Source organism: Streptosporangium subroseum, assembly GCF_900188345.1.
Classification (GTDB): Bacteria; Actinomycetota; Actinomycetes; order Streptosporangiales; family Streptosporangiaceae; genus Streptosporangium; species Streptosporangium subroseum.
In genome coordinates, this window is the sequence record NZ_FZOD01000060.1 from 1 (window position 1) to 13,259 (window position 13,259).

The 13,259-nt window shown below is 67.6% G+C and carries 12 protein-coding genes and 2 tRNA genes; 5 read left to right on the forward strand and 9 right to left on the reverse strand.

The window, feature by feature from the left end; translation table 11 throughout:
* The first annotated feature begins 399 nt into the window (after positions 1-399).
* Positions 400-801: a hypothetical protein gene (locus CHC08_RS37520; RefSeq protein ID WP_089212178.1), complete on the forward strand. Its 402-nt coding sequence runs from the start codon at positions 400-402 to the stop codon at positions 799-801.
* 53 nt (positions 802-854) lie between these two features.
* Positions 855-1,082 (forward strand): hypothetical protein, encoded by a 228-nt coding sequence (locus tag CHC08_RS37525; RefSeq protein ID WP_089212143.1) that lies wholly within the window; start codon positions 855-857, stop codon positions 1,080-1,082.
* Positions 1,083-1,097: 15 nt separating this feature from the next.
* Here the strand turns inward: CHC08_RS37525 and CHC08_RS37530 are convergent, their stop codons facing one another.
* From CHC08_RS37530 to CHC08_RS37560, 7 genes are all read right to left on the reverse strand, one after another.
* A complete protein-coding gene (locus CHC08_RS37530; protein WP_089212144.1) occupies positions 1,098-1,517 on the reverse strand; it encodes a PH domain-containing protein in 420 nt (139 codons plus the stop codon).
* Between the two features lie 121 nt (positions 1,518-1,638).
* A tRNA-Met gene (locus CHC08_RS37535) sits at positions 1,639-1,715 on the reverse strand.
* A 306-nt stretch (positions 1,716-2,021) separates the two neighbouring features.
* Positions 2,022-2,098 (reverse strand) — tRNA-Met (locus CHC08_RS37540).
* Between the two features lie 74 nt (positions 2,099-2,172).
* Complete coding sequence (locus CHC08_RS37545; protein ID WP_179282439.1) at positions 2,173-5,100, reverse strand: UPF0182 family membrane protein; 2,928 nt, start codon at positions 5,098-5,100, stop codon at positions 2,173-2,175.
* A 283-nt stretch (positions 5,101-5,383) separates the two neighbouring features.
* On the reverse strand, positions 5,384-6,427 hold the full coding sequence (locus CHC08_RS37550) for a YlbL family protein (RefSeq protein ID WP_089212145.1): 1,044 nt from the start codon (positions 6,425-6,427) through the stop codon (positions 5,384-5,386).
* 156 nt (positions 6,428-6,583) lie between these two features.
* Positions 6,584-7,009, reverse strand: coding sequence for a molybdenum cofactor biosynthesis protein MoaE (locus tag CHC08_RS37555; protein ID WP_179282440.1), 426 nt, complete (start codon positions 7,007-7,009; stop codon positions 6,584-6,586).
* A 218-nt stretch (positions 7,010-7,227) separates the two neighbouring features.
* Entirely contained in the window at positions 7,228-8,304 is a 1,077-nt protein-coding gene (locus CHC08_RS37560) for an NAD-dependent epimerase/dehydratase family protein (protein WP_089212180.1), read from the reverse strand.
* A gap of 79 nt (positions 8,305-8,383) precedes the next feature.
* Here CHC08_RS37560 and CHC08_RS37565 point away from each other — a divergent pair, with 79 nt between their 5' ends.
* From CHC08_RS37565 to CHC08_RS37575, 3 genes are all read left to right on the forward strand, one after another.
* On the forward strand, positions 8,384-9,697 hold the full coding sequence (locus CHC08_RS37565) for a zinc-dependent metalloprotease (RefSeq protein WP_089212147.1): 1,314 nt from the start codon (positions 8,384-8,386) through the stop codon (positions 9,695-9,697).
* Positions 9,694-10,251: an NUDIX hydrolase gene (locus CHC08_RS37570; RefSeq protein ID WP_089212148.1), complete on the forward strand. Its 558-nt coding sequence runs from the start codon at positions 9,694-9,696 to the stop codon at positions 10,249-10,251. The genes CHC08_RS37565 and CHC08_RS37570 overlap by 4 nt, the downstream gene beginning before the upstream one ends.
* 515 nt (positions 10,252-10,766) lie before the next feature.
* The gene (locus CHC08_RS37575) at positions 10,767-11,771 is read left to right on the forward strand and encodes an endonuclease/exonuclease/phosphatase family protein (protein WP_218825680.1); all 1,005 of its coding nucleotides are present in this window, start codon (positions 10,767-10,769) and stop codon (positions 11,769-11,771) included.
* Positions 11,772-12,062: 291 nt separating this feature from the next.
* Here the strand turns inward: CHC08_RS37575 and CHC08_RS37580 are convergent, their stop codons facing one another.
* Both CHC08_RS37580 and CHC08_RS37585 read right to left on the reverse strand, forming a co-directional pair.
* A complete protein-coding gene (locus CHC08_RS37580; protein ID WP_245878801.1) occupies positions 12,063-12,644 on the reverse strand; it encodes a hypothetical protein in 582 nt (193 codons plus the stop codon).
* Positions 12,645-12,658: 14 nt separating this feature from the next.
* Positions 12,659-13,174 carry a M48 metallopeptidase family protein gene (locus tag CHC08_RS37585; RefSeq protein WP_089212150.1) on the reverse strand — a complete coding sequence of 172 codons (516 nt, stop codon included), beginning with the start codon at positions 13,172-13,174 and terminating at the stop codon, positions 12,659-12,661.
* Between the last annotated feature and the right edge of the window lie 85 nt (positions 13,175-13,259).

The window sequence follows — 13,259 nt, forward strand, 5'->3', positions numbered from 1 at the left end:
GGGAAACCAGCGCCGTTCGCACCGTTTCCGCTTATCCCGTCGAATCCGTTAGGATCTCGACCGCCCTGCTTCCAGGGCAACCCTCTAAACCTACCGAGACATCCGCTTCGTGTCAACTTTGCAGACACGTCCGATTTGCCAGGACCAGGGCAGAGGGGGTGCTGGGCGGTTCGCCTACCCGGAGATTCAAGGCCCCGGGGCTCTTCGCCCTGCAAGATGAACACTACCAGGACTCTCACGTAACAGAGACAACTTGCCAACCATCCCCGAGCCTCGCGCGTCTCAAACGTTCGTAGGAAGTCGAAGCGCGCAACCAGACGTCAAGCCAATCGCAACCGACTCTGGATACGAAGTACTCGCGAGGGTCAGAATCCTGACTCCGCCGTGGAGGTGAGCACCATGACCCGCTCGGAGTTCGACGACATCCGCGCGCACATCGACGCGGAGGCCGATCATCCAGGTGACCTGTTGAGGGTTGCCAGGTCTCTGCTGAACGACCTTGAAGACGCACGGATGCGAGAGGCGACCCTCCGCGCTTACTATCTGCGTCTTCTCACCGCGGCACGGGCAACGGTCGCCGCGGAGGCGGCCGGCTATCCCCAGCCACTGACCTTTCTCACCGACGAGCTCGCCAAGCGCGGCCAGCTCCCGGCAACCGGGGAGGTGAACCGGATCCTGGCCGATGCCCACACCGCAGCCGCGCTACTGGCCTGCCTGGAGCAGTCTCCTGTCGCGGTGACGGCCACTTCCGGTCCTCGCTCCCGGAGATGCGGGGGCACAAGCCGTAGCCTCCCACGATGAGGCATTCCGCGTCATTGACCTGGTCTTGAACCAAGATCTGTAAGACTCCAGGCATGGTGCAGCGAGGGCTGAATTGGGCTGCGACGACCCTCGTGGGCGTCTTCGGCTTTGTCTGGATCGGTGTTGTGGTGTTCGCGACCATCGACGCACCGACATGGGCACGAGTGGGGCAGGCCTCCTTCGGGGCCTGCCTTATCTGCTGGGCTCTCTACAAGGCGGTCCAGTTGCTCCGCCGTACCGAACCCAGGTTCGTCCCGCGGCACCGCCGGGTCAGGGCCTGACCCCTGGCGAACGGGCTAGAAGCCTCTCCGGAGCGAGCGGAGTTGGTCGGCGACCTCCTGGCACGGGGCGCCAAGGTCGAACCGGCTGAGGAGGAAGATCCCTTCGCCGGTGTCGATCTCCAGAAGCTCCGTGCGAGAGGTGAAACGGGTCTGCGTGTCCACTCGCACCCGCTCGATCACGCTCCATGGCAATCGCTCGGAGCCGGCGAAGCCCTTCACCACCACGAGTCCCTCCCCGTCGGCGCTGAGCCGTACAGGAGCGAGGACGTCGCGCAGGGCCAGTACGGCCGCGGCCACGGTCGCCGCGCCCGCCAGGAACGCCCCGCGCAGGTCATCGAGGGTCAGTACGGTGATCGTCGCGAGGACAAGCGTCGCGACGATCTTCAGGATGAGAAACTCCCGGCGCACGCGCCAGTGCAGAACCCCTTCGGACATGTCAGCCACGCTACCCGTCGGGTTTTTGGGACGCGTACGGCGGAGCGGCGCCTCGGCCTCGGCACGAGGGCTTCAGGAAAACGGCGAAGGCCCTGATCTCTGGGAGATCAGGGCCTTCATGTGGTAGCGGGGACAGGATTTGAACCTGCGACCTCTGGGTTATGAGCCCAGCGAGCTACCGAGCTGCTCCACCCCGCGTCGGTGTATGTCTAAACCTTATCGGCCTTCCGAGGCAGACAGCAAATCAACATGAGGGTTACCTGGTCAGCTCGGCGGGCGACCATGATGGCCAGCGGGCTCTGACCCGGAGCGGAACCTCCTGGCCCTTCCGAAACGCGGGACCGGTGCCCGTCCAGTTGATCGATGTCGCCCGGTGGGCACCCATGGGACCCGCCCCGGGGCTTCGGACCGATGCCTTGCCTCTGGGATGGCCAGGTCAATCCGGACGGAGCCGGGCATGAAAAAAGTCCCGGCCTCCGATTTCTCGGAGACCGGGACTTCCTTTGGTAGCGGGGACAGGATTTGAACCTGCGACCTCTGGGTTATGAGCCCAGCGAGCTACCGAGCTGCTCCACCCCGCGTCGGTGTATGTCTAAAGACTACCCGGCTTTGGCGGTGGACGCGAATCAAATAGCGCTGGGCTCCGTCGAGCCTCCTAGGAACTCGGCAGTGGCGTCGGCGTCACCGACGGTGTCGCGGAGGGCACCGGTGTCGCCGACGGAGCCGGGGTGGCGGTGGACGTCGACGACGGTACGGCTGTGCCCTTCAGCTTCTTCAGGGCCGCCTCCAGCTCCTTCTGGGCCGCGCCGTACTCGGTCCAGTTAGGCGGGTTGGACGCCAGGGCCGCCTGCGCCTTGTTGTACGCCGCCTGGGCCTCGTCGATCACCTTGGCCACCTCGGTGATGGACTCGTTGCCCTCGGGCTGGGCTCCCTCCGGCTGCTGGGCGGTGTCCGGGTTGGCCGGTTGGGCACCGGCGCCGGTCCCGAAGACCTGCTCCAGCGCGCCCTTGAGCGTGTCCGCCGAGCCGACCTTGCTGCCGTACGCCACCAGGACCCGGCGGAGGATCGGATACGGCTCCTGGCCGGAGGCCGCGGCGATCTCCACGTAGACCGGTTCGACATAGACGAGACCGTCGGCGAACGGCAGGGTCAGCAGGTTGCCGTAGCGGACCTTCGCCTGGCCGAGACCGAGCAGGTTGAGCTCGCCGGAGAACTTGTTCTGGAAGTTGTTCTGCACCTGACCCGGACCGGGGATCGTGGTGTTGGAGGGCATGCGCAGGATGCGCAACTTTCCATAGTCCGGTCCCGGATTGGCGTCCACGGCCATGAACGCGGCCAGGTTGGGACCCTGGCGCGGCACGAACGTGGTGGTCAGCGAGAACGACGGGGTCGAGGTCTTCGGCATCTTGACCGACAGGTAGTACGGCGGCTGCTTGATGCCGGCTTCGCCCGACGGGTCGTTCGGGACGTTCCAGAAGTCCTGGCCGCTGTAGAAGGCGTTCGGGTCCTGGATGTGGTACTGGGAGAGCACGTCACGCTGGACCTTGAACAGCGCCTCCGGGTAGCGCAGGTGCTGCCTGAGCTCGGGGGACATCTCCGTCTGCGGCTTGATGACGCCCGGGAAGGCCTTGCGCCAGGTCTGCAGGATCGGGTCCTTGTCGTCCCAGGCGTACAGGCTGACGGTGCCGTCGTAGGCGTCGACCACGGCCTTGACCGAGTTGCGCATGTAGTTGATCTGGTCGCGCGGCTGCGGCACCACCAGGCGCGGGTCGGTGACGGTGTCGCGCGTCATCGCCTCCAGGCTCTTGCTCTGGGAGTACGGGTAGGCGTTGGAGGTGGTGTACGCGTCGGCGATCCAGACCACCCTGCCGTTGACGATGGCCGGGTAGGGGTTGTCGTCCATGCTCAGGAACGGCGCCACCTTGGCGATGCGTTCCTGCGGGTTGCGATCGTAAAGGATCTTGGAGTTCGCGTTGACGTCGCTCGACAGCAGCAGGTTGATCTCACCGTACTTGGCGGCGTAGAGCATCCGGTTGAGGAACGAACCGACCGGAACTCCGCCCTTGCCGTCGTAGGTGGTGTTCTTCTGGCCCGTACCGCCGCTCTCGGGGTAGTCGAGCTCCTGCTTCCCGCTGCCTCCGACGATGACGTAGTCGGTCGAGCCCGGGGCCTCGCCGAAGTAGATCCGCGACTCCTTGAGACCCGTCCGATCCGCCAGGGCTCCGGTGACCGGCATGTCCTTGGCGTCGAAGTTGGGGAGGCCCTCGGAGTCGACCTCGTTGCCGGGCGCGGCCACGAAGCCGTAGCCGTGGGTGTAGACGAGGTGCCGGTTGATCCAGTTGTTCTGCTCCGCCGGCGGGCCGGTGAGCTCGCGCACGGTCACGACGGTGTCGCGCATCATGCCGTCGGGATCCGGGTAGCGGTCGACGTCGAGCGGGTCGTGGAAGTCGTAGTAACCGCGAATCCGCTGCTTCTGCTGGTAGGTCTTGGCGACCAGGCTCGGGTCGAGCAGACGCACGCCGGAGATGGAGCTGTCTGCGGTGACGTTGACCTTGCTTGGGTCGCCCTGCGCCGTGTAGTCGATGACCTCGGATTTATCGACCCCGTAGGCTTTTCGAGTCGCGTCTATGTTGTATTTGATGTATTCCTGCTCCTTGCCCTGCTGGTTCGGCTTGACCTGGAACTGCTCGACCAGGGCCGGGTAGACCCCGCCGATCAGGATGGCCGAGAGCACCAGGAGTCCGAAGCCGACGCCGGGCAGCATTCCGCCGGACCGTACGACTCCGGCGAAGAACAGGGCGGCGCAGATCAGGGCGATGATCGCCAGGATGGTCTTGGCGGGAAGCACCGCGTTGACGTCCGTGTACGAGGCGCCGTTCCGGAAGCCCCGGTCGGAGAAGACCAGCCCGTACCTGTCGACCCAGTAGGCGACCGCCTTCAGCAGCACGAAGACGCCGAGCAGCACCGACAGGTGCACCCGGGCCGCGCGAGACGCGTGCATGCCCGGGGACTGGATCCGGAAACCGCCGTACAGGTAGTGCACGATCGCCGACAGGATGGCGGACAGCACCACCGCCACGAACAGGAAGTTCAGCACCATCCGCAGGAACGGATAGGTGAACATGAAGAATGAGATGTCCATCTTGAACAGCGCGTCGGTCTCGCCGAACGGCGTTCCGTTGATGAACTCCAGCCAGGTCTTCCACTGCCCGGAGAACGACGAGCCGGCGAACAGGCCGAGCACCGCCACGCCGATCAGGAAGATCAGCTTACGGTGCGGGTCGAGGGCCATCCGGTATCGGTCGGCGCCGCTGGCGCCACCGAACATCCCGGGGCCGAACATCGGCCGCATTCGGTACGCCATCAGCATGTTGCCGCCGACGACGCCGACCATAACCAGGGCGCCGACGACGAACAGCAGGATCTGAGTGACGATCACACCGGAGAAGACCGCCGTGTATCCAACCGAGTTGTACCAGAGGTAATCGGTGAAAATACCGGCGAAGAGAAAGAACAAGACGACGATCGCAGCGAGGGCGATCGCGACAGGAAGTAGCAGTCGCGGCCGGCGGGGCAAGCGCATTGCCCTACCGGCTCCGGGGGTCCGGAAGCTCAAGGCCAACCCCTTGTCGTAAGAGCACGGTCGGTTTTTGGCAACCTACACCGGCGAGGGTTCGGTCGCGTTAGGCCTCTCGGGCACGGTCCGGCCACAACTCCCGCAGGTCTGGGCTCCAGCGGTACCAACGTATGGGAACCCGGATGAGTGCCCCATCCACGATCCGGAACCCTGAAAGACGTGATCGCCCTCGGCGGTTCCCGTCAAACATCCTCGGTCGCCGGGCGTGTTCAGGCCCGGGCCACGGCCGTCAGCTCGCCGAGCAACTCGGGGCGGAACCGCCGGTGCGGATCTTGTCGATCGCCTGCGCCGCCTCGTGGAGCGTGGCGACCTTGACCAGGGTCAGCCCGTGGGGGATCGCCTTGACCGCCTCCGCGCAGTTGTCGGCGGGGGTGAGGAAGACCGTCGCTCCGGAGTCGCGGGCTCCGACCATCTTCTGCTGGATGCCGCCGATCGGGCCGACGTCGCCCTCAGGAGTGATCGTTCCGGTCCCGGCTATGGACTTGCCCCCGGTCATCGCCCCGGGGGTGAGCTTGTCCACGATGCCGAGGGAGAACATCATCCCCGCGCTCGGCCCGCCGACGTCACCGACGTTGATGCTCACCTTGAAGGGGAACTTGTAGGCGACCTGCATGCTGATGCCCACCAGGGGCATGCCGTCCGTGGCCGCGACGGTCGGGACGGCGACCGTCTGGCTCTGGCTGCCGCGATTGATGACGAACGTGACCTGCTCGCCCACCTTGTGCTTGCGAACGATGGCGGAGACGGTCTCGCGGTCCTCCGCGGGCACGCCGTCCACCGAGACGATCTCGTCGCCGCTCTTGAACTTCCCGTCGGCCGGCAGGTCCTTCTCGGTGGAGGCCACGGTCACGACCGTCCTGTAGGGGATCTTCAGCTCCGTCAGGGCCGCCGCGGTCGCGTCGTCCTGGGAGCCGGTCATCTCCTGGGTGTTCTGCTCCTCGACCTCTTTCGCGGTGGTCGCCGGTGGGAAGATCGTCTCCTCCGGCACGACCGCGATGGTCGGGTCCACCCAGCCTCTGAGCGCGCTGAACAGGCCGATTCTGGCGCTCGGCCCGCCCTGGTAGGCCACGGTGACGAGGCTGAGCGCGCCCGTGGTCGGATAGGTCTGGCGTCCCTCGATGCTGATGACCGGCTTGCCCTTGACGGCGCCGATGGTGTTCTCGGTCGGGCCGGGACTCAGCACGACGTACGGCACCGGCAGCAGGGTGCCGACAACCGCGAGTGTGAGCGTGAGAAAGCCCGCCACCATGAGGGTCAGCACTCGTCGGGACATGGGGTAGAGCTTATGCGGTACGGCCGGTCATGACGTCCTTGCGGTCCGCCGTCCCGCCGATGTCCCGGCCCACGCCCGATCTCACTCGCGGACACCGCTCCAGCGGCCCGCGCCCGGTCTCCCACGCAGGCCCGGTCCGGCGGCCCGCGGCCGATCTCATTCGCAGGCCCCGACCCATTCGGCTGAGCCGTCCGCGAAAAGCTGGTTCTTCCAGATCGGGACCTCACTCTTGAGGTCGTCGATCAGCCTCCGGGAGGCCTCGAACGCCTCGCCGCGGTGCGGGCAGGCGACCGCCACGATGACCGCGATGTCGCCGAGCCTCAGGTCCCCGATCCGGTGCACCGCGGCCAGCGCGGTCACCGGGAAATCGGCCGCGACCTTCTCGGCCACCCGTCGCAGCTCATCCTCGGCGCTCGGGTGTGCCGAATAGGAGAGCCGGGTGACCGGCTTGCCGTGATCCTGGTCGCGCACCGTGCCAACGAAGATCGTCGACCCGCCCGCGGCATGATCGCCGATGGCCGCGAACACCTCGTCGACGGAGAGTGCGCCGTCGCGAATACCGAGCAACCGGATGACATCCACGTCACAAAGAGTACCGCCCCGGGGAAAAACCCCCAGGCGCGAGCCGTAATTAAAAACTTGTAAAAGAATTCACCCGCGGCGCCCTCGGTGGCCCCGCACACGGTGTTCCCCGCAGAAGACGCCTCCCGCGGCGAGGCACCTTGCGGGTGCCTTCGACGGTGACGCCTCCTACGGACGGCACCCTCTACGGACGGCGTCTCTTACGCGGACAGCGCCTCCTACGGGCGGCGCTTCTTGCGGGCGGCATGGACGATCGCCGCGGTACCGAGGACGGCGACGGTGGCGCCGGCGGCGGCGGTGATCGTGGCGTCCTTGCCGGACAGACGGCGGCCGACGACCGCGTGCCGGCCCTCGCGCAGCTCCAGGAGCTGTTCGAACGCGGCCTCGTTGGTCCACAGCGGTTTCCATCCGGCCGTGCGCAACGCCGCACAGTCGACCACCCACGGGTAGACGACGTAGTGCAGGTCGGCGGCCGGGGCCGGGGTGATGCCCAGCCGGTGCAGGCGCTGGGCGGTGCCGAAGGTCAGTCCGGCGGGCAGCTCCAGCCGTTTCAGCCCGGAGATCTCCTCGACCTGCTCCTGCTCCAGCCAGCCCTCACCTCCCACGGCCACCACTCCGGAGACCGTGCCGAGCGCGGCCATCTCCAGGGCTGAGACCAGATCGTCCACATGGCAGAACTGCCAGCGGGGATCGCAGCCCTTGACGGTGAGCAGCCTGGGCGCCTCGAAATGCCGGGTGACCACGCTGTCCACCCCGGGGCCGACGACGGCGGCGGGCCGGATCACGGTCACGTCGAGTCCCGGATGACTGCGCAGCGACCGCCGGGCCAGCGCCTCGATCTCCAGGTGGTCACCGACCACTCCGGTATCGGGTTCGGCGGCCACCGCGGAGTCTTCCGGCAGGGGAACGGGGTTCTCGGGGACCGCGCCGTACACCATGGCACTGGTGACCAGCACGACGCGGCGCACCCGGGCGGCGGCGCTGGCGGTGAGCACCGTCTGAGCCGCTCGCAGGTTGTAGGCGCGCCGCTCCGCGGGGTCGGCGTCGAGCGCGTAGTCGGCGGACAAATGGACGAGCACATCAATATCGGAGATCCGGTTCGCCAAGAGCGGATCTCGGACGTCGAGCACCCGCCACGTGACGTCGGGCACGTCGCCGCGCTGCTTGTCGATGGCCACGACTCTGCGGAAATCCGCAGACGAGGCGACTTTCGCGACGAAGGCACGGCCGATACCCGAGGCCGCGCCGGTGACGGCGACGACCGGGGGCCGGGAGCGTTTCGAGGTAGGCACCAGGTCCTCACTTTGCACTGACCCGCCATGCGACGGATAACGTGGCGGATGTGGACTCCTCCATCCTGCACGAGGTAGAGCGGTGACTGACTTGCCAGGTCGGGAAAACGACCCCAACGAAAATCCGTTCGCCATGTTCGGCAACCCGGAGCAGATCGCAGCGGCCATGCGGCAGTTCGCGGACATGCTCTCCGCCCCACCGAGCTCAGGTCCCGTCAACTGGGACATGGCGAAGAACATCGCACGGCACGTCGTGGTCGCCGAGGGCGACCCGAGTGTCATGGAAGGCGAGCGGCGCCAGATCGTCGACGCCCTGAATCTCGCCGACCTGTGGCTCAACGAGGCCACCGCACTGCCGAGCGGGGTGAGTAACCCCCAGGCGTGGAGCAGGTCCGAATGGATCGAGAAGACCGTTCCCGTCTGGCAGAAACTCTGCGACCCCATCGCCGCCCGCATGGTCGAGACCATGAGCGGCACGCTCGGCGCCGCGGGTCTGCCCGCCGAGGCCCAGGCCATGGCCGGGCCGCTGATGGGCATGATGAAGCAGATGGGCGGCATGATGGTCGGCCAGCAGATCGGCCAGGCCATCGGCTCCCTCGCCCGCGAAGTGGTCGGCTCCACCGACATCGGCCTGCCCCTGTCGGACAACGCCGCCCTGCTTCCGGGCGGCATCGCGGCGTTCAGCCAGGGGCTGGAGACTCCCGCCGAGGAGATCCGCCTGTATCTCGCCCTGCGCGAGGCGGCCCACCACCGGCTTTTCCAGCACGTGCCGTGGCTGCGCACTCATCTGCTCGGCGCCGTGGAGGAGTACGCCAGGGGCATCACGGTCGACGCGTCCGCCCTGGAAGAGCAGCTCCGCGGACTCGACATCAACAACCCCGAGCAGCTCCAGCAGGCGCTGAGCGGCGGCAACCTGCTCAAACCCGAGGAGACCGAGCGCCAGAAGGCCGCCCTGTCCCGGCTGGAGACCATGCTCGCCCTGGTCGAGGGGTGGGTCGGCACGGTCGTGGACGGCGCCGCCGAGGGCAAGCTTCCGTCTTCGGCCGCGCTTTCGGAGACCGTACGGCGCCGCAGGGCGACCGGTGGCCCCGCCGAGCAGACCTTCGCCACGCTCGTCGGCCTCGAACTGCGCCCCCGCCGTCTGCGCGAGGCCGCCGCTCTGTGGCAGGCGCTGGAGGCGGACCGGGGTGTGGACGGCCGTGACGCGGTCTGGGGCCACCCCGACCTGATGCCCACCGCCGACGACCTCGACAACCCCGAGGGCTTCGTCCGGGGCGAGCCCGAGCTCGACCTGTCCTTCCTGGACGCCCCCGGGCAGGATCCTTCCGGAGAGCACGACGAAAGCGGCGAGGACGGCGACGGCAAGAGTGGTGGCGGCAAGGGCGACGGCGCGTGAGCCTGCGTGCCGACGCACGGAGCGTGCTCGCGGGATGGACCGCGCCGACCGCCGAGGAGGAGCTCCTGCGCGGGGAGTTTCTTGAGCACGTGGACGCCCACGAGGACGCGATGTGGCGCGAGTGCGTCCCCGGCCATCTGACGGCCACGACCGCGGTGCTCTCTCACGACGGTGAGCGGGTGCTGCTCACGCTGCACCCCAAGGCCGGGATGTGGCTGCCCATGGGCGGCCACATCGAGCGCGACGACGTCTCGATCGAGGCGGCGGCGCTGAGGGAGGCCACCGAGGAGTCCGGCATCCCCGGCCTGCGGCTGCTGCCCGGCCCTCTGGCCCTCGACCGGCATCGGGTCTGGTGTCACCCACCGCACAGCCACCATCTGGACGTGGAGTACGGCGCGGTCGCCCCGGTGGACGTCGAGGCCGTGATCAGTGACGAGTCACTCGATCTGCGCTGGTTCCCGGTGGAGGAGATTCCCGAGCTCTCCGACGAGGCGACCCGCCGCCTGACGCGCCGTGCTCGGGAGATCATGCGCGCCGAGGAACACGCTCGGTAACCGGGGAGGCGCCTGAGAGGCCGGAAGGGCGCTGAGCTCCGGAAAGGCAACTTTTGGGTAGCCCGGAAGGGCGCTGAGCTCCGGAAAGGCACACCGGTAGCCCGGAAGGGCACTGGGCCTGCCGGGAGCTCGGCGGGGTCCCGCCCCGCTGGAGGTGCCCCCGAAGAGCACCGGCCGGAGCCCTGACGCGCGTCACGTAGGCCGAGACGCGCGCCACGTGAAGACCCTGTCCGGAAAGCCGTTGGTCCCGGAGCTGAAAAACCCCCTCCCTGAAAACCTTGATCCGGAAAGTCATGATCCGGAAAGGCTCCGCCCGGGGAAAAGCTTCGGTCAGGAAAAGTCATGACATGCGCCGTGCGGGTCGATTCAGTGGACGCGACTGGCCGTTGGTGGACATGGCCGGATACCCGTAAACGCCGTTGGACCGTTTTATGCTCGTCTCACGTATCTCCGGATACCTTCGTTTCTCCGGGCACCTTCGTTTTGATCAAGCTGTACGAGCGAATCAGGACAACGTGAGCGTGGACGTCATGGCCGACAGCGGCGTGGGAGGTGTGATCGTGACGCCGGTGCGACGACGTCTGAGGATCTCCAAAGCTCTCGCCTGGGCCGCGGTCACCCCCTTCGCCGCCTGGGCGCTGGCCAGGGGAACCGGGCTGGAGCGCGGGTCGCTGCCCACCCAGCTCATGACCGCCACACCGTACGCGGCGGCGGGTTCGCTCGTGCCCGTGCTCATCGCCGCGCTGACCCGCAACCGCGCGGCCGCCACGATCGCACTGATCACCACCGCGGCACTCGGTCTCAGCGTGCTCCCCCGCGCTGTCGGCTCCACGGGAAGCGCGACCGGGACGCCGCTGCGAGTGCTGACCCTCAACACGTTCTTCGGCGGGGCCGAGCCCGAGGTCGTGATGGACCTCCTCCGGCGTCTCAAACCGGACGTGCTGAGCGTTCAGGAGCTGACCCCGGGGATGGTCGAGGAGCTGGACGGGGCCGGCCTGAAGGCTCTCCTGCCGTACCGGACGCTGGAGGCCGAGTGGAACGCCGGCGGCACCGGTCTGTACGCCAGGTATCCGCTGACTCCGCTGGAGGGCCTGTTCGAGGTGATCGGGCACAACATGCCCGCCGCCACGATGGCCCTCCCCGGCACCGGGCCGGTCGAGATCGTCGCCGTACATCCCCGTCCGCCGCTGGGCAGCCAGGTGTACGAGTGGACGGCGGCCATAAACGCCTTTCCCTCCGCCTCCCCCGACACGATCCGCATCCTGGCGGGCGACTTCAACGCCAGCCTCGACCACGCGGTCATGCGGCGCTTCCTGAGCCGGGGCTACGCGGACGCGGCCGACAGGGCCGGGCAGGGACTCACCCCCACCTGGCCCGCCAACAGGAGCTTTCCACCGCTCATCACCATCGACCACGTCGTCGTGGACCAGCGGGTGAACGTGAACGCGGTCAGCGTCCACACCGTCCCGGGCACCGATCACCGCGCCGTCTTCGCCGACCTGCGCCTGCCCTCGCCCTGACACGGCCCACGCGGCCCCACGGCGTCTCCTCGCGACCTGGTACGGCCCCACGAGGGCAATCCGGTGTCATCCCAGCCTTCGCGCCGCATACGGGCGTTGTTCCAGCCCCCTGGGTCCGGGTGCCGTCTCGATCATCGGGCCCGGCCGTCCTTGCGGCCCTCGCGCCACATCAGGTGCCGTCCGGCCCTCACGTCACGCCAGGCCGTTGTCCAAGCCCTGAGTCGCCTTGAGAGCAGCGCCCGGCTGTCGTTCCCACCTCGCGGTCACATCAGATGCCGTCCGGCCCTCGAATCACCTCGACAGCAACGCCCGGGTGTTGTCCCAGCCCTCGAGGCCGGGGTCCAGCAGGCGGACGTCGTCTGGTGCGCGCAGGCGGTGCCAGCCCGGTCCTCTGGCGACCATCCGGCTGCCGGGCGCCGAGGCGCGGAGCGTCTTGATCGGGTCGAGATCGTCGAAGCCCGCGCTCGCCCAGCCGGGATAGGGCAGGTGGGCCGCTATCGCCACCGCGCCGCCCTCCGCCGCCGGGCAGACGGCGATCTGGGCCCGGCCGAGCTCGCGAAAGAGCTTGCCGATGAGCAGCGGGGGCAGGTCGGGCGCGTCGCCGCTCAGCAGGACCGCCTGCTTGCCGTACGGCAGGGCCGTGAAAGCCGCCTCGACCAGGGCGCTCCCCGACAGGTCGGGGATCTCGACGACCGGGGTGCCGGGCCAGACGATCTCCTCCATTCCCGGCACGCTCGTCACCAGGACCGGTGAGACGAAGTCGAGCCCGGCGACGAGCTCGTAGGTGTCCTCGGCCAGGGCCATCAGGAACTCGGTGGCGTCGACCCCCGGGGGAGCCGCCCTCGCGATCGAGGGCGTGACGAGAACCGCCACCAATCGATCTTCCGTCAATATTCCTCCGCAGAACCGCTGGCCGCCGTGGAGAATCCCTCAAGGAACCCTCGTGCCCGCTCGGCCTTGGGATAGTGTTCCACCAACGCCCAGAACTGCGGACCATGGCTCGGCACCAGCAGGTGGACGAGCTCGTGCATGATCACATAGTCGACCACCCACGACGGCATGCCCCGTAGCCGCGTGGAGATCCTGATGGTGCCGTGATCAGGGGTGCACGAGCCCCAGCGGTGCTGCTGATTCTCCACCCAGCGCACACTCGACGGATTCGCTCTGCCGTCGAGGTAGCGCGCAGACAACTCGGCCGCCCGGTCGAGTAGATCATCGTCCGATGGCCGTCTTCGTTGCTCCTTGGCCGCTAACCGGTCGAGCATCCGGCGCACCCATTGTTCTTCATCGGTGCTGCTCAGCCCGGCAGGTAGGAGCACGATCGTTTTCTCGCCGTCGCGGTATGCAGAGACCGTCCGCCGGCGACGAGAACTTCGGCGGACCTCGACTGTCTCGGGGGGCACATATGAACGGTAGCCGAGAATGACGAATTCACACCAGAGGGCAGAACGCGTTCCCGCTGGTCAATCCCCGTTCGTTGATTGTTCA

Coding starts and splice junctions, on each gene's coding strand:
- CHC08_RS37520 (WP_089212178.1), top strand. CDS start 400: ATGACCCGCTCGGAGTTCGACGACATCCGCGCGCACATCGACGCGGAG.
- CHC08_RS37525 (WP_089212143.1), top strand. CDS start 855: ATGGTGCAGCGAGGGCTGAATTGGGCTGCGACGACCCTCGTGGGCGTC.
- CHC08_RS37530 (WP_089212144.1), bottom strand. CDS start 1,517: ATGTCCGAAGGGGTTCTGCACTGGCGCGTGCGCCGGGAGTTTCTCATC.
- CHC08_RS37545 (WP_179282439.1), bottom strand. CDS start 5,100: ATGCGCTTGCCCCGCCGGCCGCGACTGCTACTTCCTGTCGCGATCGCC.
- CHC08_RS37550 (WP_089212145.1), bottom strand. CDS start 6,427: ATGTCCCGACGAGTGCTGACCCTCATGGTGGCGGGCTTTCTCACGCTC.